Raw genomic sequence first — 19,484 nt, 5'->3', positions numbered from 1 at the left:
CGATGTCAACGCTCGCCGCGGCGGAAGGGCTGCATCAGCGCCTGCGGCACGCGGGCCCGCCGCGCCATGACGAGCAGAGCCAGGATCGACATGATGTAGGGGATCATCAGGAAAAGCTGATAGGGGATCGCCTTGCCGACGACATGCTGCAAACGAAGCTGGTAGGCATCAAAAAGCGCGAAGAGCAGCGCGCCGCCGAGCGCGCGTTCCGGCCGCCATGAGGCGAACACGACCAGCGCGATGCAGACCCAGCCGCGACCCTGCACCATGGTCGGGAAGAAGGAATTGAAGGCGGCGAGCGTCAGGAAGGCGCCGCCCATCGCCATGAGGGCGCTGCCGAACACCACCGCACCGATGCGCACGCGGATCGGATTGATACCCTGCGCTTCCGCTGCATGCGGGTTCTCGCCGACAATCCTGACCGCGAGGCCGAGTGGCGTGCGGGCCAGCGCATAGGCGATGACGAGGGCAAGCGCGATGGCGAGATAGGTCGGCGCCGTCTGGCTGAATACCGCCTCGCCGAGGAATGGCAGGTCGGACAGCACCGGAATCTTGATCACCTGAAACGGAACGATCGTCGGCGGCGAGCCGGAGACGGGAACCGCGAGGCGAAAGATGAAGTAGGACAGGCTGGAGGCGAACAGCGTGATGCCGAGGCCCGTCACATGCTGCGACAGGCCGAGCGGCACGGTGAGCGCGGCATGCAGCAGGCCGAACACAGCACCGGACAACGCCGCAACGGCAAGGCCGAGCCAGAGATCGCCGCCGTGATAGACCGTCATCCAGCCGATCATCGCGCCGAAGGTCATGATGCCCTCGATGCCGAGATTGAGGACGCCGGCCCGCTCCGAAATGAGCGCGCCCAGCGTTCCGAAGATCAGCGGCGTCGCGATGCGCAGGACCGCAGCCCAGAGGCCTGCCGAGGCGAAGATGTCGAGAACGTCCATCATCGGCGGATCCGGTAGTTGGCAAGCGACAGGGCGACCAGCATCGCCAGCAGCGACAGGGCGACGATGACGTCGGCGATGAAGCTTGGCACGCCGAGCGCGCGGCTCATCGAATCCGCCCCGACAAACATTGTCGCGACGAACAGCGCGGCGAAGACGACGCCGATCGGATTGAGCGCCGCCAGCATGGCAACGACAATGCCGGTATAGCCAAAGCCGGGCGAGAGGTCGGTGGTGACATAGGCCTTGACGCCCAGCACCTCGATGGCGCCAGCAAGCCCCGCAAGGCCGCCCGAAATGCACGCGACCTTGACGAGGACGCACGTCAGCGAAACGCCGGCAAAGCGCGCCGCGGCCGGATTGAGCCCCGCCGCGCGGCTTTCCATGCCGAACACGGTTCGCGCCTGAACCAGCGCGATGACCACGGCGAGCCCGATGGCGACGAGAAGCCCGATATGAAGCCGGGACCGCGCCACGAGCTTCGGCAGCATGGCATCCGCCACCACGGGAACGGATTGCGGCCAGCCGAAGGCGAGCGGATCCTTGAGCGCGCCCTCGATCATCATCGAGACGAACAGCAGGGCGACGAAATTCAGCAACAGCGTCGTCACCACCTCGTCAACGCCGAAGCGAAGGCGCAGTGCCAACGGCCCGAGCAGAAGCAGCGCGCCTGCGACGGCACCGGCCAGCATCAGCGCCGGGATCAGCAGCACGGGCGGCAGATGCAGCCCATGCTGCGAGCCGAGCGCGGCGGCAGCGAGTGCGCCGACGAGAAACTGTCCTTCCGCGCCGATGTTCCAGAGCCGCGCGCGGAACGCAACGGCAGCCGCAAGGCCGGTGAGGATGAGAGGCGCCGTGCGGGTCAGCGTCTCGGTGATGGCGAGGCGCGAGCCGAACGCGCCGATCAACATGCGCCGGTAGGCTTCCAGCACTGGAGCACCGGCGATCGCGATCAGGATGCCTGCGAAGGCGAGCGCCACGAAAACGGCGGCGATCGGCGCGGCGAGGCGGAGGGAAAAGGGCACGTGGGTGCGGCGTTCGAAGCGGATCACGCTGCATCCTCCCAGCTTCCCGCCATCATCAGCCCGAGGCGACGCGGATCGGCTTTCTCGATGGGGATCGGTGGCGAGAGCCTTCCCTTGACGATCGCCTGCACGCGATCAGCCAGCGCAAGGATTTCGTCGAGATCCTCCGAGATGAGCAGCACGGCTGTTCCTGCCCGCCGGGCGGCCAGAATCTCGCCATGAACCGCCGCGACGGCGCCTTCGTCGAGGCCGCGCGTCGGCTGGGCGGCGATCAGGATGCGCGGGCTTTCTGCGAGATTGCGGCCAAGGATGAGCTTCTGCATGTTGCCGCCGGACAGCAGACGGATCGGACTGTCCTCGCTGCCGCCGCGCACGTCGAAGCGCTCGATGACCTCGCGGGCAAAGGCGCGGCCAGCGGCGCGGCGCACAAGACCGGCGGCCGAGAAGCGCGGCTCGCGCACGCGCTCGAGAACGGCATTCTCCCACACCGCCATCTCGCCGACAGCGCCATCGGCGTGGCGATCCTCGGGAATGCGGCCAATGCCGGCGGCGACGAAACCGCGCGGCGTCGGGCGCTGGGCCGGCGCGCCATAAAGTTCAAGGCTGCCGGCGCTTGGCCGTTCGAGACCCGAAACGAGGCGCACCAGCGTGTGTTGCCCATTGCCGGAAACGCCGATGATACCGAGCGTCTCGCCGGCGCGGACCTCGAAATCGATGGCCTTCAGCGCTGTGCCGACATCGACGCGGGCGGCCTTGAGGGCAATGGCGCCCGGTGCCTGGCTTTCGCGGCGGGGGCGCGCGACGCGGCGGCCGACCATCAGCTCGGCGAGCTCATCCTTGGTCGTCTCGCTGGCGCGCCGCTCGGCTACGACCTTGCCGCCGCGCAGCACCGTGACGCGGTCGGCAGCGGCCAGGACTTCATGCAGCTTGTGGGAGATGAAGATGATCGACAGGCCGTGTTCGGCCATGCCGCGCAGCGTGTGGTAAAGCTGTTCCGCCTCCTGATGCGTCAGCACGGCGGTCGGCTCATCGAGGATGAGCACTTTGGCGTCGCGATAGAGCGATTTCAGAATCTCGACGCGCTGCCGCTCGCCAACCGAGAGATCGCCGACGCGGGCGTCAGGATGCACCGCAAGGCCGAATTTCGCGGAGAGGGCGGTGAGTTTCTCGCGCGCCGCGGCACTGCCAAGGCCGAGGGCGCCAAGCGGCCGCGTGCCAGCGATGACGTTTTCGAGCACGGTCAGGTTTGCCGCGAGCGCGAAATGCTGGTGGACCATGCCGATGCCCGCCTCGATCGCGGCGCGCGGCTTGCCGGGCGGCAGTTCCCGGCCAAAGGCGATGACGCGGCCGGAATCGGCCGTGTAATGTCCGAACAGAATGTTCATCAGCGTCGTCTTGCCGGCGCCGTTCTCGCCGAGAAGCGCCAGCAATTCGCCCTGCCGAAGCTCCAGCGTGATATCGTCATTCGCGGTCAGTGCGCCGAAGCGCTTGGTGATCCCTTCCAGCCGAAGGACAGGCGGCGCGCTCACGATGCGAGGCCCGCGATTGTCGTGCCATACGACCAAGGCACAGCGCTTTGCAGCAGGCGGGCCAGGCGGAGCAGCAGCCCGTCGCTGGCCATCGGCCCGATCAACTGCACCGGTAGCGGCAGTCCGGCGCTATCCGTGCCATGCGGGATCGTGAGGGCCGGGGTACCGGCGACATTGGCGAGCATGGCATAGGGCGCGAAGTCGCTCATCCGCCGCCATTGCAGCGCGACATCGTCATGATCGAACGGGAAGGCGCCGATTGGCAGCGGTGGACCCGACAGCATCGGCGTCAGCAAGATGTCGACCTCGTCGAATAGCCGCCAGAGCGCATGCGCGACGCGGACGGCAGCCAGCTCGGCTTCCTGATAGTCGCGGGCGGTCATCTCAAGGCCGCGCCGTGCCACGGCCGCCGTCAGCCGCTCGACCTTCGAAAGGTCGGGCATATTGCGGGCGAGGTTGGTGCAGATGATCCGGTCGAAGACCATTTCGGAATCGCGAGCGAGCGGCGCAAGGCGCGCCGGGTCTATCGTGACGAGCGCATGGCCGGCGCGCAAGAAAACGTCGCCGGCATGAGCCACAGCATCGCGGCGGGATGGCTCGATCGCCTGGCCCTCGGCCACATCAAGAACGATGCCGATCTTCAGCGGCGTACCAGCTTCGTCCAGGCTCCCTGAGAGCGGCAGATCGAGATCGGGATCGGGGAAATAGCCCTCGCCGCTGCCGGAGAAATGTTCGAGGGCCAGCGCCGTATCGCGCAGCGACCTGCTGACGACGAGTTCGGCTGCAATGCCGCCGATATGATTGCCGAAGTCCGGCCCGCCGGGCATGGCGCCGCGCGTCGGCTTGAGGCCGACAAGCCCGCAGCAGGCGGCCGGAACGCGCGTCGAACCGCCGGCATCGGTGGCATGGGCGAGGGCAACGATCCCCGCCGCGACCGCCGCCGCCGCTCCGCCCGACGAACCGCCGGGCGTGAGCGAAGGGTCGAGGGGATTGCGCGCAATCGGGCCGATTGCCGGCTCGCTGCACAGCGAGAGGCCAAATTCGGGAACGGTCGTGACGCCGAAGGGGACCAGACCGCCCGATTTGAAACGGCGGGCGAGCTCTGCGTCCTTTTCAGCCGGTATCGAGGGCAGCGCCGCTGACGCGCAGACAACTGGCAACCCCTCCGCCGCGGCGCCAAGATCCTTCATGAGGAACGGCACGCCGGTGAACGGCTTCAGGCGGAAATATTTGGGCCGCCGCTTCAATCCGGCATCAACAGTGGCAGCGCCCTCGCGCCCGAGCGCTTCGGCGAGATGCGAAATCGCTCCGAGGGCCTTCGCCTCATCTGCCCGGGCAAGGGCCGCGTCCATGGCGGCCCCGGCAGTTGTTCGGCCGGAACGGATTGCCTCGGCGAGCGCGGCGCCGTCGTCAGGCTCTGGATGATCTGTCACGACTCGCGTCCCGTGGATTCTCAACGCTGTCATTGCCGGGCTTGGCCCGGCAATCCAGCCTTTTTTGAGGGGGCCTTAGCGCAGCCGCTGAAAGCGAGCCTGTCATTGCCGGTCAGGCCCGGCCATGACAGGGCGGGCTGCATGCCTCAGGTCGGCTCGGCCGGATCAACCGGAACAGTGAAGGTGCCGGCCTTGATGGCGTCGCGCTTCGCCTGCATCGCCGGAACGGAGTCCTTGATCACCATCGCCTCGGTGAAGACGATGTCGTTGCCGCCCTCCTTCATGTAGGAGAACGGGCTGTAATCCTTGCCCGTCTTGGCGCCGGCCTGGGTGTCCTTGATGGCGGCGTCGAGGATCGGGCGGAAGTACCACATCGCATTGGCGAAGACGGTCTCGGGATAGCGCGGCGTGTAGTCGATCAGCGAGCCGACCGACTTGATGCCCTTTTCCTTGGCGGCGTCGGCCGTGCCGATGCGCTCGCCGAACAGGATGTCGGCGCCGGCATCGATCTGGGCAAGGCCCGATTCGCGCGCCTTAGGCGGATCGAAGAAGGTGCCAATGAAGCCGACGAGGAACTTCGCGTCGGGCCGGACTTCCTTCACGCCGGCGCGGAAGGCATTGATGAGGATGTTGACCTCGGGGATCGGAATGGCACCGACCGCGCCGAAGGTGCCGGTCTTGGACATTGGCGCCGCGAGCATGCCGGCGAGATAGGCCGCCTCGTGGTTCCAGGTACCGAACGTGCCGAAATTGTCGCCGGCCGGGCCGCCCGACGAGCCCATCAGGAACGCCGTTCCCGGATAATCGGCGGCGACCTGGCGCGCCTCGGTCTCGACCGCATAGGATTCGCCGACGATCAGCTTGTTGCCAGCCTCGGCATATTCGCGCATCGCGCGCGGATAATCGGTGCCGGAAACACCTTCCGAGAAGGTGTATTCGATCACGCCATCCTTGGCGGCGGCCTGAAGCGCCTCGTGCAGGCGCGAGTTCCAGGCGTTCTCGACCGGCGAGGCGTGGATGCCGGCAACCTTCAGCTTTTCAGCGGCGAAGGCGCGCGGGGCAGCAAGAACGAGCGTGCCGGCGGCGGAGGCGAGCAGAAAGCGGCGCCGTGAAATCGTGGTGGACATGACTGTTCCCCTCTGGAGCGCGCTGGGCGCATCGGCTGATGCCGTGCCTTTTTGTCTGGGCGGTCAAATTCCATTCTCTGCCCAGTAAATTGTCAAGCCCATCGCCTGTGCAAAACCCTGCTCCGGTGGATTGCCGGCGCGTGGGGAACTCCCGGCCTCCGTGTCTGTTGGAAGGGTGCAATCAGCGAGGAATTCATGACGTCAACAATGGAAGAGGCTCGGCCGGCGGCCGGCCCAAGGTCGATGGCCGCCTCCCCCCTGATGCCGGTCCGGGCGACCTATCGCGTCCAGTTCAATTCCGATTTCACTTTCGCCGACGCGGAGCGGATGGCGCCTTACTTTGCAGCGCTCGGCGTCAGCCATCTCTATGCCTCGCCGATCTTCAAGGCCCGCGCCGGCTCGTCGCACGGCTATGACATGGTCGATCCGACCCGGATCAGCGACGAACTCGGCGGCGAAGACGGCTTTCGCAGCATGGCCGCGGCCCTCGCTGGCGTCGGTATCGGCGTCATCCTCGACATCGTGCCGAACCACATGGCTGCTGACGGCGCCAATCCTTACTGGATCGACGTGCTCGAATTCGGCGCGGATGCGGCGTCGGCGCCGGTCTTCGATATCGATTTCGCGCGGCGGATCGCGCTGCCCTGGCTCGGTGACGACGCGCCGGCGATCGAAAAGCTCGCCTATGATGAGGCTTCGGGGCGCGTCAAGGCGCTTGTCGCCGGCAATGCCATACCGCTACGACCGCGCTCCACTGCCGATCTCCTCGACCGCGTCGGTGCCATGGAAGCGGCGATGCTCTGGCGGATCATCGACCGCGCCACCGCCGACCCAGAGGCGATCGAGTCCGCGCGTGTGGCGCTGAGGGCCACGGTTGCGGCCATGTCGGGTTCGTTCGAGCGCGCGCTCGCAAAAGCCGATCTCAACGCCGTTCATGCCGAGCAGCATTGGCAGGCCGTGCCCTGGCGACAGATCGAAGCGCTCAATTACCGTCGCTTCTTTGAAGTTTCGCATCTGCTCGGCGTCCGCATCGAGGACGAGGCGGTGTTCGAGATCGTTCACCGCCTGCCGCTGGCGCTCGTTCGCGAAGGGCTGGTGCAGGGCCTTCGCGTCGATCACGTCGATGGGCTCGCCGATCCCGCTGCTTATTGCGTCCGGCTTCGCGAGGAAACCGGCCCGGAGGCGCTAATCCTCATCGAGAAAATCCTCGGCCATGACGAGGCGCTGCGCCCCTGGCCAATCGACGGCACCACCGGCTATGAGCGCCTCAACCTCATCAACGAGGCGTTCGTCGCGGGCAGCGGACGTTCGGCGTTCCAATCCTATCTCGCAGAACGCGGCTGGCTTTCCGGCGGGCCGCTCGCCAGGATCGCGGCCGCCAAGACCGAAGTGATCGAGAAGAGCTTCAAGCCGGAACTCGCCCGCCTCATCGAGAGCGCGGCGGCCGTCCTCGGCGACGATGCGCCGCTGGCCAGCGCGCTTGAGGCGGCCGTGGTGGCGCTGCTCGCCGCCTTTCCCGTTTACCGTTCCTATCTCGTCGGCCTGCCGGCATCTGCCGAGGATGAGGCGCTGTGGCGTGCTGCAGAAATACGCGCGAAAGCCGACGCGCCCGCCGTTGCGCCTATCGTGGTGCGCCTCGTCGAGGCGGCGCTGCTGGCTCCCGGTGTCGACGCGGCGCGCTTTCGCCGCCTGTTCCAGCAGCTTTCCGGCCCGGCGATGGCCAAGGGGTTCGAGGACACGGAACTCTACCGCAGCGTCGCGATGGCCTCGGTGAACGAGGTCGGCTCCGATCTCGTGGCGCCGCCGCGCCAGGCTGACGACCTGCATGCGGCCTTCGCCAGTTTCGGGCCAAGGGGGCTGATCCCGCTCGCGACGCATGACACCAAGCGCGGCGCGGATACGCGGGCACGGCTCAATCTTCTATCGCACTGCCCCGAGCGCTGGATCGGCCTCGTCGAACGCTGGGAGGCGCGTCACGCTGCGCTGAAGAGCGAGGTGGGGCCGGATGACCTCGATCTCTGGTTCATTTATCAGACGCTGTTCGCGGCCTGGCCGCTGCCGGTTGACCGCGCGCGCATCTATTTCGAAAAGGCGATGCGGGAGGCGAAGCGGCATAGCGGCTGGACCGATCCGAACGAGGACTATGAGACCGCGCTGCACAGCTTCGTGGCAACGTTGATCGAGGGTCCCGAAGGCGCGTTATTCCGAGCCGACCTCGAAGCTTTTCTGGCCGAGACGGCGAGCATCGCCTCAACGAACAGCCTGTCGCAGACGGTGCTGCAACTGACGCTGCCCGGTATTCCCGATATCTATCGCGGGACGGAACTGGCGGATTTCAGCCTCGTCGATCCTGATAACCGGCGCCCGTTTGCTTGGGACCGCCGCGAGGCGCTGCTGGCATCGCCGGCTTCGGCGATCCCGGCTTTGGCTGAGGACGAGGAACGCGTTGCCAAGCTGATCGCGACACGCAGCCTGCTGGCGCTGCGCGCGCGCCATTCCGATGTCTTCACGGCGCCTTACCAGCCAGAGCGCGTCTCCGAGGAGGGCTGGTTTGCCTTCAGCCGGCGCGGGAGCGCTGCCGAAATCGTCATCGCGGTGCCGGTTACGCCACACGCCATGGCAACGGAAGCGCTCACCTTCGCGGACGAGCGCTATGCCGGATCCTGGCGCAAACCGCTCGCAGGCGATGCCGCGACGGTGATCGAAGGCGGCCGCGTCCCGATCGACACGACCGTTCCGGTGCTGATTTTGGTACGCCCGCTGACGGACGGCGCGGCAACGGAACCGCACCTCCAAGGTTGAGTTGATCCCAACCAGCCGATGGCCGTTCTCGAACGCCATGCGAACTCAGCTGGGTAGCGGGTGAAAAATGACCGAATTCAGCGACGAGGAAATCCGCCGTGAAGCCTTCCTGCTCTGGGAGGCCGAGGGGCAACCGCTTTGGTCGAATGCCTATGACCATTGGTTCCGTGCCGTAGAGCAACTGCGCCGCCGCCATTCGGCGGAGCGCGATTTCGGTAAAGCTCTCCCGACTGAAGAGCCGGATGCTCCCAGCTGAGCCCACTCGATACCAGGAGATAAGATATGACGATGCAGGACAGAACCGACGACAAGCCGGAAGGCGGCCATGCCCTGATCGACTCGCATGTCGAAGGCGCGCCCCCCACCGGCGATCCGACGATCCTGCGGTCCAGCCTTTCGATCGCCGACAAGACACGCGGCGATCGCGTCGGGTCCGGCCCGGAGGAATATGAGCATGGCCCGCTCTCCTATGACCGGATCCAGCATTATCGTTTCGGCCCCGAACTGATCGAACACGGCGTTCGGTTTCGCCTCTATGCCCCTTCCGCCGACAAGGCGGAACTGCTGCTGGTCGACCGCGCCCCGCTTGCGATGGCTGGCGATGCGGATGGCTGGTACAGAATCGATGTCGCTGGCGTCGGCCCGGGTACGCTCTATCGTTTCCGCGTCAAGGGTTTTGACGTCCCTGATCCGGCCTCGCGCGGCCAGTCGGACGATACCGGCGGTTGGAGCGTCGTGCGGGGTTCGCTTGGACCGGCGAGCGAGCGCGCGGCGCGACCCTGGCATGAGGCGGTGATCGCCGAGCTGCATATCGGCACCGCGACACCCGAAGGCACATTCGAGGGTCTCGCCCGGCGGATTGGACATTTCGCCGATGCCGGATATACGGCGATCGAACTGATGCCGATCGGCGATTTTCCTGGCTGCCATAACTGGGGTTATGACGGCGTGCTGCCCTTTGCGCCCGAGCGCAGCTACGGCACGCCTGAAGAATTGCGGGCGCTGGTCGACGCGGCCCATGCCCATGGGCTCGCCGTCATTCTCGACGTCGTCTACAACCACTTCGGCCCGGTCGATAACTATCTTCCGATCTATGCCGAGCGCTTCTTCGACAATAATGTCCAGACGCCCTGGGGCGCGGGACTGAACTTCGCCGATCCGCTCGTGCGGCTGTTCTTCCTTGAGAATGTCCGCATGTGGCTCGAGGACTATGACATGGACGGGCTTCGCTTCGATGCCGTGCATGAATTCGCGACATCCGGCGCCGATCTCATGAAGCGGGAGCTCGCGGCAATGGGACGGGCCATCAAGCCGAACGCGATGCTCATCCTCGAAAATCTCGACAACGGCGCGACCTGGCTCGAGCGCGACGAGGCGGGCCGTCCCCGGCATTTCGACGCGCAGTGGAACGACGATATCCATCATGTGCTGCATGTGATCGCGACCGAGCAGCGGAGCGGCTATTACCGCGATTTTGCCGATGCGACGGTGGAAAAGGCGCGCCGGGTGCTGGCGGAAGGATTCGCCTATCAGGGTGAGCCGGTGCCGCGTCGCGGCGATGTCGAGCGCGGTGAACCGTCAGGGCATCTGCCGCCCTCTGCCTTCGTTTCCTTCATCCAGAACCATGACCAGATCGGCAATCAGCCAGATGGGCGGCGGCTGGCGGAAGATCTCGACGCGGAGCGCCTCGATTTCCTGCATTTCGTGATCATGCTGTCGCCGCAGATCCCGATGTTCTTCATGGGTGAGGAGGCGCATATCCGGGTGCCGTTCCCGTTCTTCGGCGACCTCAACGGCGAGTTCAGCAAGGAAATCCGGGAAGGGCGGGCGCAGCAGGCGATGGAATTCTATGAATCGCAGCACGCCGATGAACTGGTGCCCGATCCCGTCGCTGTCGAAACCATGGCGATGGCGAAGCTCGACTGGCATGAGTTCGAGGCGACAGAGCGATCGCAGGCCCTGGAGCGTTTCCGCGAGCTTGGGCGCCTCCGCCGCGCGCATCTGTGGTCGCTGACCGAGACGCCTTATGAAGGGGCGGAAGCGCATCAGGACGGCCGGGTGATCGCCGTTTCCTGGAATTATGGTGGCGGGACGCTCGTCATGGTGATGAATGCGGCGCCCGAGGAGGGGTCGATCGACGTCGCCCCGTTCGAGCCGATCGCCACGACTGGTACGCAGCGGCGCGAGGGCGGACGCATGGTGCTCGGCCCCTGGTCCGCGGTTATCAGCGTGCTGCCCGCGAAGGGCTGAAGCGGCCCTGAGCGCGCTTTACGTGGGTATGACGGCCCTGAGCGCGGCCTCGAGAGCCGGTGTCGTATAGGGCTTCTGGACGAAGGCGACGGTGGCATCGCCGTCAAAGCCGTCGACCTCACCGAGGCCGGAGGCAAAGATGATCGGCAGGCCCGGCAGGGTGGCGCGGACACGGTGGGCGAGTTCGATACCGCTCATATCGGGCAGGCCGACATCCGTCATCAGGGCATCGAACGGATCGGCTGCAAGGGCCGCCAGAGCGGCGGCCCCATCGGCCGCTTCCGTGACCTCATACCCGAGGTCGCGGAGCATCTCCGCTGTGTTCATGAGAATGAGGAAGTCGTCCTCGCAGACCAGAAGCCGCATTCTCAGCCTTTCCCGGGGCGGACAGAGCCGCGCAACCAATGTGATTGCTCGGCGCGGTTTGGCAGACGCCGGACAAAGCGGGCTGAGCGATTGCCAGCCATCCTACAGCAACCGCCGGCCGGGGAAAGCGGTCGTAGCGCAGGCGCGCGCGGGATCGTCAACCTGTGGCACGCAGCGGCACAACGCTGCTGGGGGCGGCGAGCGTCGCCAGCGGCATGGTCTCGCCCTGGCGGCCAAAGCGGATGGCGACGACCTGCCCATAAGGGATGCGCGTCGTGAAGCCGGCGTCATCGTCGAATTCGACCGCATCGGCCTGGCAGCGCAACGCGCCGCTTGCCAGATGCGCGCCATCTTCACGGCGCTCGATCTCGATCCAGCCCGCAGCGGCCTGCATGTCGGCGTCGATCCGCGCGATCATTTCCCGGACGGTTTCCATCATCGGCGTCCTCTGCTGTCGTTCTGTTCTTATTTTGTTCTCTTTATCCCCGCTGTCAAGATATCCACAGGCCGAAAAAACCGCGGGCCTCAGTTGCGCGTCAGCCGATGCCATGGCCGGGCGCGTTCGATCTGCCCCGCGAGCGCGAACAATGTGCCGTCGCGGCCAAGAGCGGATGCGAACTGGGCGCCGACTGGCAGTCCTCCCACGCGTGTGACGGGAACGCTCATCGCCGGCATGCCCCCGGCATTGAACGGGAAGGTGAAGGGGCCGAAGGCCGTCAGGCGATCGACGAAGCGCGTGACATCCGTTTCGGCGCCGTTGAAATGGCCATGCGGCAACCGGCTTTGCGCCGTGACCGGCGTGATCAACACGTCATAGCGCTCGAAAAAGCGGGCAAGCGCGCGTCCGATGGCATGCATCTCGCCGATGGCGCGGATCTGGTCGCCTGCCGTCAGCCCTTTGGCCTCGTCCATCCAGGCCACATTGACGGGCTCCAGCAGCGCGCGCGGGTCCGCAATGCCGTGCGGCGCCGCGACGTCTTCGACGAAAACGAGGGTGAGGGCGGCGGCGAGACGGCGGAAGCAATGCGCCGGATCAATCCCATCCAGCGAAGGGCGCGCCTCCTCGACATGATGGCCGAGCGCTGCGGCGAGATGGGCCGCCTCGATCGCGACATCGCGGCAGGTGCCCTCGACCGGCTCGGCGCCAAAAGGCTCCGTCATCAGCGCGATGCGCAGCGGCGCCGGGTCACGCCGGGATTGCTCCAGGAAGGACAGATCATCGGCCGCGAGGCCGTACCGGGCTCCCGGTTCCGGGCCGCTCGTCGCGTCGAGCAGAGCGGCGCTGTCGCGGACGGTCATGGTGATGGCGTGGTTCACCGACATGCCAAAGAAGATCTCGCTGGCATCGGGGCCAACGGGCGTGCGGCCGCGGCTCGGCTTCATGCCGAAAATGCCGGTCAGCGAAGCGGGCATGCGGATCGAGCCGGCGCCGTCGGTTGCATGGGCCATCGGTACCATGCCGGATGCGACCGCCGCCGCGCTGCCGCCGCTCGAGCCGCCTGGCGACAGCGCCGGATCGAGCGGATGGCGTGTCGGACCGAAGGCGGCCGGCTCGGTTGCCGATGAGAGACCCAATTCGGCGGCGTTCGTCTTGCCGAAGATGACGAGACCCGCGGCCTTGTAGCGGGCCGTGAGCGTCGAGTCCCGCGTTGCGACGATGCCGTCGAACAGGTGGCTGCCGCTGGTCGTGACTGTTCCGGCAAGGCGGAGATCGAGATCCTTCAGGAGGAACGGCACGCCGCGAAACGGGCCATCCGGCAGCCCCTCGGCGATCGCGCGCCGAGCTAGATCGTCATGCCGATGCACGACGGCGTTGAGGGCCGGATTGAGCGCGTCGACACGTGCGATCGCGGCGTCCAGCGCCTCTTGCGGCGTCAACGCACCCTTGCGGATCTCATCGGCGATGCCGAGTGCATCGAGCCCGGTGAGCGCGTCGTCTGTCATGTCGGTCATGTCGCGAGGCTCCGCGCGAGGGCGAGCAGCGTGCGGTCAGCGCCGCGCCAGCCAAGCGCCGCGAGGCCGACGGGGATGGTGCCGTACTTTCCAAGCGGCAGGCCGACTTGCGGCAACCCACTCAGTCCCGCGATGCAGGTCAGATCAACGATGCGGTCGCCAGCGGCGCCCATCACCGAGAGCGGCGCGTCGCGATGCGGCGGCAGGATCGGCACGGCCGGATAGACCACGACACGGCGGCGATCGAGCAGCGCGTCGAGCCGCGCGCTGAGGTTGGCGCGGAAGCGCAGGGCCTCGGCCCGCGCGCTTTCGGAGATCAGCGCGGCATGAGCGAGCGTCGAGCCGACCTCGAAGGAGAAGCGCGGATTGACGGCATCGACCCAGTCACGGAACGTCGCCGAGAACTCGCTGCATTGCGCCGTGATCTGGCACTGGTTCCAGGCCTTGAGGCCTTCTTCGGCGAGCGTGATCTCGCGCACCGGGGCGATGGCTCCGAGGCGCGCGAGCGCGGGCTCAAGCGCCGCGCGCACCGCCTCGTCGGCAATGGCGAAAGCATCCGTCGCGATGAGGATTTCCTCGATCGGCGATACGGGCTCGGCATCCGGGGTCAGCACGATGCCGACCGCCTCGAAGATCGCGGCGTCATCGGCGAAGAAGCCGGCGGTATCGAACGAGGCGGACTGCATCATCAGTCCTTCGACCGAAATGGCGCCATGCGTCGGCCGCAGACCGTAGAGGCCGCAGAAGCTGGCCGGGACGCGCACCGAGCCACCGGAATCGGTGCCGAGCGCGAAGTCGACGAGGCCGCCTGCGACGGCCGTGGCCGAGCCGCTCGACGAGCCGCCGGGAAAGCGGTCGCGGGCGCGCGGATTGATCGGCGTGCCGTCGAACTGGTTGCGTCCGAGCAGGCCGAGCGAAATCTCGTCGGTGATCGTCTTGCCGGCAAGCGTCGCGCCGGCGGCGCGGAGCTGCTCGACCACCTTTGCCGAGCGGCGGGCCGGCGGATGCGTGCGCGCCCAGTCTGGATTGCCGCAGCCGGTGACATGGCCGGCGATGTCGAAGAGGTCCTTGGCGGCGAAGGTCAGCCCATCGAGCGGGCCGGTGCCGGTGGCGGGCAGGACGATGTCGGTTCCCGGCACGAAGGCGCCGTAGGGATCATGAATGGGCATCGTTTTGGTCCTCAGGCCTGCCGCTCGATCGTGACCTTGTCGACGACGCTGACATGCGCCGCGACGACATGCCAGTCGCCATCGATCTTGGCCCAGCTCTGCTGCTGGCGGCCGATCTTGCCAGGGGGAACGTCGACATAGAGCGTCGAGACGGTCGCGAATTCGCGGCCGAAGGTGGTGATGATCGTCTCGGTCAGGGCGCGGTCAGCCCCGGTCTTCCGGCGCTTCGCGTTGAAGGCCTTGATCGGCGCATGGCCATGCTGGATCTGGCCGTCGCCATAACGGACCGTATAGGAGCTGTCCCAGAAGAGCTGGTCCAGCGCGGCCCAGTCGGCGTCGATCAGCCCCTGCTCGTAGCGGCCGAAGGCCTCTGTCACCTCGGCGACAATTTCTGGATCGTTGATGAGCACGCGGTTACTCCTTCAAATCGGCGCGGCGCGCATGATCAGGAAACCGGCGGGCTCTGTAAACGCGCTTGCAGCGGCAGCCTGCGCAAAGGCGCGGCATGGCCCGCTCATTGTTCCTCCAGGATGACTGAAAGAAGCATCGCAATGCTCAAACTCGGTTGCGCGGTCCCAGTGTGAATCCACATCGGGGGACGTTGCCAATCGCTGCGACCTCGGCTAGAGGTACGTATCAGTAATACGTATCAGGAAGCTTTGGGCATGACGGCCGAACGGCCTCGCAGGGTCACGCAACGCGATGTCGCGCGCTTGGCGAGCGTATCGCAGACCACGGTCTCGCTGGTGCTTTCCGGCGCGCCGACCAGCCAGATTCCGGCCGAGACGCTGGAGCGTGTGCAGGCGGCGATGCGCGAGCTCGGCTATGTGCCGAACCGCTGGGCGCGGGCGCTGAAGACCAACAAGACGATGACGCTCGCCTGCGTGGTGCCTGATATCGCCAACCCGTTCTATCCCTCGCTGCTGAGGGGCATGCAGGCCGCTGCTGATCACGCTGGCTATGATGTCATCACGGTCAATACCGATGGCGCGGCCGAGCGCGAGCAGCGCTTTCTGAACTGGAGCCTCGAAGGGCGGGTCGACGGGGTGGTCGGCGTTTTCTTCACGCTGCGCGTCGCCGATTTCCAGCCGCTGACCGATGCCGGGATCGGCGTGGTGCGCATCGAATCCTCGAAGAAGAAGGTCGGGCCGCTTCCGGTCGACAATCTCTATATCGACAACGAGGCGGCGGCCGGCGAGGTCACGCGCTACCTCATCCGGCGCGGCTATCGGCGGATTGCGATGATCGCCGGCCTTGGCGGCCCGCAGGAGGGCCGTCTCAACGGCTATGAGGCGGCGCTTCTGGAAGCCGGCCGCAAGCCGCTGATCGTCGCCGACGAAGCTTTCAACGAAGAGGGCGGTTTCCGCGCCGCGCAGCAGTTGTTCGCGCTGCCGGCCCGCCCCGACGCGATCTTTGCGGCCAACGACATGATGGCGATCGGCGCCATGGCGGCGGCGCGCGAGGCCGGGCTTGCCGTTCCGGGCGATGTCGCCATTGCCGGCTTCGACGACATCTTCGCGGCGCGGCTGGTGACGCCGGCGCTCACGACCATTTCGCAGTTTCAATACGACCTCGGCACGACGGCGGCCGGGGTCCTGCTCGATCGGCTCCAACGCGGCAATGCGGGACCCGGAACGAGCCAGGCGATGCCGTTCCGTCTGATCGAGCGCAGTTCAACCTGATCGATCGAGCTGAACCAATGGGAGGAGGATAAAATGGGTTATCGGGCAAAAATCGCTCTGGCGGGCGCAGCACTGGCCGCGCTTGGCGTATCGGCCGGCGTGCCGGCGGCAGTGGCGCAGGAGAAGAAGCCGATCACGTGGTGGTATGAGACCGCTGCGCCGGAAAACCAGGAAGCGCTGCAGAAGATCCTGGTTGAGCCGTTCAATGCGGCGCATCCGGACGAGAGCCTCTCGATCGATTTCCGCGGCGCGGAACTCGACAAACAGCTCCGGATCGCGATGCTCTCGGGCTCCGGGCCCGATGTCGTTTATACGGCCGGGCCGAGCTATGTCGCTTCGATGGCGCAGGCCGGCCAGTTGCTGCCGCTCGACGACTACGCGGCCAAGCTCGGCTGGAACGAGCGCATCCTGCCGGTGTTTCTGGAACTCGGGAAATATAACGGCAAGCTCTACGCGCTGCCGAAGACCTACGAGACGCTCGGCCTCTTCTACAACAAAACCTTGTTCGAGAAGAACGGCTGGCAGCCGCCGAAGACCATCGCCGAGCTTGAGACGCTTGCCGACGCGATGAAGGCCAAGGGCCTCGTACCCTTTGCGGCCGGCAATGCCGACTGGCGCCCGACCAATGAGCATTATGTCTCGATCGTGCTCAACTCGATCGCCGGTCCCGACAATGTCTACAAGGCGCTGAACGGCGAGATTCCCTGGACGGCCGAGCCCTTCGTCAAGGCGATCGATACGCTCAACGACTGGTGGCAGAAGGGCTATTTCGGCCCGAACTACTTCTCGCTCACCGGCGAGCAGGCCTTTGCGCAGGTCGCGACCGGTCAGGCCGGCATGGCGCCGACCGGCACCTGGAACTTCCAGAACGTGCCGCGCTACTTCCCGCAGAACAATGCGGAGCCCGGTTTTGTCGGCTTCCCGAGCGCCGAGGGCGTGCCCTATCCGATCTATGCGCTCGGCATCGGCTCGACCTTCTCGATCGCCAATTCCTCGCAGAACCCGGATGGTGCGGCCGCCGTCATCGACACCGTGTTCAGCGACAAGTTCTATGGCGAGATGAACACCGTCTGGCAGGGCGAGTGGAACACGCCGCTCAAGGACCTCTCCGGCGTGAAGATGGGCGAGGGCGTCATCCCGCTCTATGGCGAGACGATGAAGAACCTCGCCGCCTCGGTCAGTGACGGCCAGTATGGCTACACCACCTGGACCTTCCTGCCGCCCGCGACGGACACCTATCTCGTCTCGGGCATGGAGGAGGTCTGGCTCGGCAAGATCACGACGGCCCAGTTCCTCGAGAAGCTCGACGCGACCTTCAAGGAAGAGAAGGCGGCCGGAAAGGTGCCGGCCATCCCGAAGCGCTGAGCGGTTTCCCGTTGCTTTGAGAATGCGGCAGGGGCGGCGCGTCCGTCCCTGTTGCCGGCCATTCATAGCCTTTGGCGGCCCCCTGCTGCCCGATCGAACCACCCGACCGTCAGGATCCGCCCATGTGGCTTTATCTCGTGCCGACGCTCGCCATCAATGTCGTGATCATCCTGATCCCGGCGCTCCTCACGATCGCGCTCGCCTTCTTCCAGTGGGACGGCATCTCGGCGCCTGTCTTCATCGGTCTCGGCAATTTCGTGGCGCTCTGGAGCGACGGACCGTTCTGGACGGCGCTCGAGAACAACCTGATCTGGACCGCGATCTTCCTGACGGTGCCGATCGCCATGGGCCTCCTTGCGGCGAGCCTCCTGCTCATCGTGCCGCGGCGCGGATCGACGCTGTTCCAGGTCGTCTATTTCCTGCCGGTGATCATCGCGACGGCCATCACCGCGCGGGTCTGGCAGGGCATGATCTACAGCCCGGTCACGGGTGTCTTCGGATATCTGCAGAAGCTCGGCCTGCCGATCGTCAACCCGCTGTCGCAAACGTCGACGGCGCTGTTCGGTGTCGCCACGGTCGATCTCTGGCATTGGTGGGGCTTTCTCTGCGTGATCTTCTTCGCAGCGCTCCGCCAGGTGCCGCAGGAGCAGATCGAGGCGGCGCGTATCGAGGGCGCCAGCTTCTGGCAGATGATGCGCTACGTCCTGCTGCCGGGCATCAAGCCGACCATCATGCTGATGATGATCATGACGGTGATCTGGTCGTTCCTCGTCTTCGACTTCGTCTACATCCTGACGCAGGGCGGGCCGGCCTTCTCCAGCGAGGTCCTTTCGACGCTCGCCTATCGCAAGGCCTTCTATGACCTCAATGTCGGCCAGGCGGCCGCGACGGCGCTGGTGATCAGCCTGTTCGGCCTCGTCGCCACCTTCTTCTATATCCGCATCCAGTCGAGGGAGAGCGTCTGATGAGGCTCGTCGAAAGCCGCGCGACGCTGACGATCACCTATGTCGTGCTCGGCATCGGATTGTTCACGGCGCTGTTCCCGATCGTGTTGCTGGTGCTCAACTCGCTGAAATCGGCGCAGGAGATCGTCCAGAACCCGCTGGCGCTGCCCGAGGTGTTCCGCTTCGACAATTTCGCTCGCGCCTGGAAGGACGCGCGCTTCAGCCAGAGCTTCGTGAACTCGGCCACGCTGACCGGACTGACCATCGTCCTCGTCTGCTCGACGGGTTCGGCCGCTGCCTATGTTCTCGCCCGCAAGAAGATCAAGGCGTGGAAGGTGGTGACCTTCTACCTACTCGCCACCACGACCGCGCCAATCCAGCTGTTCCTATTCCCGCTCTATTTCGGCTTTGCGAAGCTCGGCCTCATCAACAATGTCTTCGCCGTATCGCTGGTCTATACGGCGATCTACTCGCCCTTCGCGATCATGCTGCTGCGGACCTATTTCCTGGCCGTGCCGGCCGAGATCGAGGAGGCGGCGATCATCGACGGCGCCTCGTCCTGGCAGGTGTTCACGCGGGTGATGCTGCCGATCGTCTCGCCGGGCATTCTGACCGTGGCGCTGATCATCGGGCTCTATTCGTGGAACGAGTTCCTGATCGCCACGACCTTCCTGCAGAAGCAGGACAAGCTGACGGCCGTCGTCTCATTCTTCCTGCTCTCAGGTCAGTATTCGTCCGACTGGGGAGAGATCATGGCGGCGGCGCTGATCATCGTGCTGCCGATCGTCGTGCTGTTCGTCTTCCTGCAGCGCCGCTTCATCGAAGGCATGGCCGGCGGCTCGGTCAAGGGCTGAGCCGCACGCCACGAACCTTAAGAAAATCCCGAGGAACC

General features: G+C 65.9%; 17 protein-coding genes. 7 read left to right on the top strand and 10 right to left on the bottom strand.

Features of this window, described 5'->3' with window-relative positions; translation table 11 throughout:
* Window positions 1–5: 5 nt before the first annotated feature.
* From LB518_RS20735 to LB518_RS20715, 5 genes are all read right to left on the bottom strand, one after another.
* Window positions 6–950, bottom strand: a complete 945-nt coding sequence (locus tag LB518_RS20735; protein ID WP_224579717.1) for an ABC transporter permease — start codon at window positions 948–950, stop codon at window positions 6–8.
* Window positions 947–1,996 (bottom strand): ABC transporter permease, encoded by a 1,050-nt coding sequence (locus LB518_RS20730; RefSeq protein ID WP_224579751.1) that lies wholly within the window; start codon window positions 1,994–1,996, stop codon window positions 947–949. The genes LB518_RS20735 and LB518_RS20730 overlap by 4 nt, the downstream gene beginning before the upstream one ends.
* Window positions 1,996–3,501, bottom strand: a complete 1,506-nt coding sequence (locus tag LB518_RS20725; RefSeq protein ID WP_224579716.1) for an ABC transporter ATP-binding protein — start codon at window positions 3,499–3,501, stop codon at window positions 1,996–1,998. The genes LB518_RS20730 and LB518_RS20725 overlap by 1 nt, the downstream gene beginning before the upstream one ends.
* Entirely contained in the window at window positions 3,498–4,934 is a 1,437-nt protein-coding gene (locus tag LB518_RS20720) for an amidase (protein ID WP_502845859.1), read from the bottom strand. The genes LB518_RS20725 and LB518_RS20720 overlap by 4 nt, the downstream gene beginning before the upstream one ends.
* Window positions 4,935–5,080: 146 nt before the next feature.
* Entirely contained in the window at window positions 5,081–6,061 is a 981-nt protein-coding gene (locus LB518_RS20715; RefSeq protein WP_224579715.1) for a BMP family protein, read from the bottom strand.
* Between the two features lie 195 nt (window positions 6,062–6,256).
* Between LB518_RS20715 and treY the strand changes: the two genes are divergently transcribed.
* The 3 genes from treY to treZ all read left to right on the top strand — a co-directional run bounded on the left by treY (window position 6,257) and on the right by treZ (window position 11,113).
* A complete protein-coding gene (gene treY / locus LB518_RS20710; protein WP_224579714.1) occupies window positions 6,257–8,863 on the top strand; it encodes a malto-oligosyltrehalose synthase in 2,607 nt (868 codons plus the stop codon).
* Window positions 8,864–8,930: 67 nt separating this feature from the next.
* Window positions 8,931–9,119, top strand: a complete 189-nt coding sequence (locus tag LB518_RS20705) for a hypothetical protein (RefSeq protein ID WP_224579713.1) — start codon at window positions 8,931–8,933, stop codon at window positions 9,117–9,119.
* Between the two features lie 26 nt (window positions 9,120–9,145).
* On the top strand, window positions 9,146–11,113 hold the full coding sequence (treZ, locus tag LB518_RS20700) for a malto-oligosyltrehalose trehalohydrolase (protein ID WP_224579712.1): 1,968 nt from the start codon (window positions 9,146–9,148) through the stop codon (window positions 11,111–11,113).
* Between the two features lie 18 nt (window positions 11,114–11,131).
* On the opposite strand, the gene LB518_RS20695 is transcribed toward treZ, so the two are convergent.
* The 5 genes from LB518_RS20695 to hpxZ all read right to left on the bottom strand — a co-directional run bounded on the left by LB518_RS20695 (window position 11,132) and on the right by hpxZ (window position 15,011).
* Window positions 11,132–11,479, bottom strand: coding sequence for a response regulator transcription factor (locus tag LB518_RS20695; protein WP_224579711.1), 348 nt, complete (start codon window positions 11,477–11,479; stop codon window positions 11,132–11,134).
* 157 nt (window positions 11,480–11,636) lie between these two features.
* Window positions 11,637–12,029 (bottom strand): hypothetical protein, encoded by a 393-nt coding sequence (locus LB518_RS20690; RefSeq protein ID WP_224579710.1) that lies wholly within the window; start codon window positions 12,027–12,029, stop codon window positions 11,637–11,639.
* The gene (locus tag LB518_RS20685) at window positions 12,005–13,432 is read right to left on the bottom strand and encodes an amidase (protein ID WP_224579709.1); all 1,428 of its coding nucleotides are present in this window, start codon (window positions 13,430–13,432) and stop codon (window positions 12,005–12,007) included. Before LB518_RS20685 ends, LB518_RS20690 begins: the two co-directional genes overlap by 25 nt.
* On the bottom strand, window positions 13,429–14,601 hold the full coding sequence (locus LB518_RS20680) for an amidase (RefSeq protein WP_224579708.1): 1,173 nt from the start codon (window positions 14,599–14,601) through the stop codon (window positions 13,429–13,431). The genes LB518_RS20685 and LB518_RS20680 overlap by 4 nt, the downstream gene beginning before the upstream one ends.
* Window positions 14,602–14,612: 11 nt before the next feature.
* The gene (gene hpxZ / locus LB518_RS20675) at window positions 14,613–15,011 is read right to left on the bottom strand and encodes an oxalurate catabolism protein HpxZ (protein ID WP_224579707.1); all 399 of its coding nucleotides are present in this window, start codon (window positions 15,009–15,011) and stop codon (window positions 14,613–14,615) included.
* 255 nt (window positions 15,012–15,266) lie between these two features.
* On the opposite strand from hpxZ, the gene LB518_RS20670 reads away from it, so the two are divergent.
* From LB518_RS20670 to LB518_RS20655, 4 genes are all read left to right on the top strand, one after another.
* Complete coding sequence (locus LB518_RS20670; protein ID WP_224579706.1) at window positions 15,267–16,283, top strand: LacI family DNA-binding transcriptional regulator; 1,017 nt, start codon at window positions 15,267–15,269, stop codon at window positions 16,281–16,283.
* 33 nt (window positions 16,284–16,316) lie between these two features.
* Entirely contained in the window at window positions 16,317–17,648 is a 1,332-nt protein-coding gene (locus LB518_RS20665) for an ABC transporter substrate-binding protein (RefSeq protein WP_224579705.1), read from the top strand.
* Between the two features lie 122 nt (window positions 17,649–17,770).
* Window positions 17,771–18,613, top strand: a complete 843-nt coding sequence (locus LB518_RS20660; RefSeq protein WP_224579704.1) for a carbohydrate ABC transporter permease — start codon at window positions 17,771–17,773, stop codon at window positions 18,611–18,613.
* Window positions 18,613–19,446 (top strand): carbohydrate ABC transporter permease, encoded by an 834-nt coding sequence (locus LB518_RS20655; RefSeq protein WP_224579703.1) that lies wholly within the window; start codon window positions 18,613–18,615, stop codon window positions 19,444–19,446. Before LB518_RS20660 ends, LB518_RS20655 begins: the two co-directional genes overlap by 1 nt.
* Window positions 19,447–19,484: the final 38 nt, after the last annotated feature.

This window comes from Mesorhizobium sp. BR1-1-16 (assembly GCF_020165495.1).
GTDB lineage: Bacteria > Pseudomonadota > Alphaproteobacteria > Rhizobiales > Kaistiaceae > Kaistia.
Note: the sequence above shows the minus strand (reverse complement) of the source record. Positions and strands in the feature narration are given on the sequence as shown.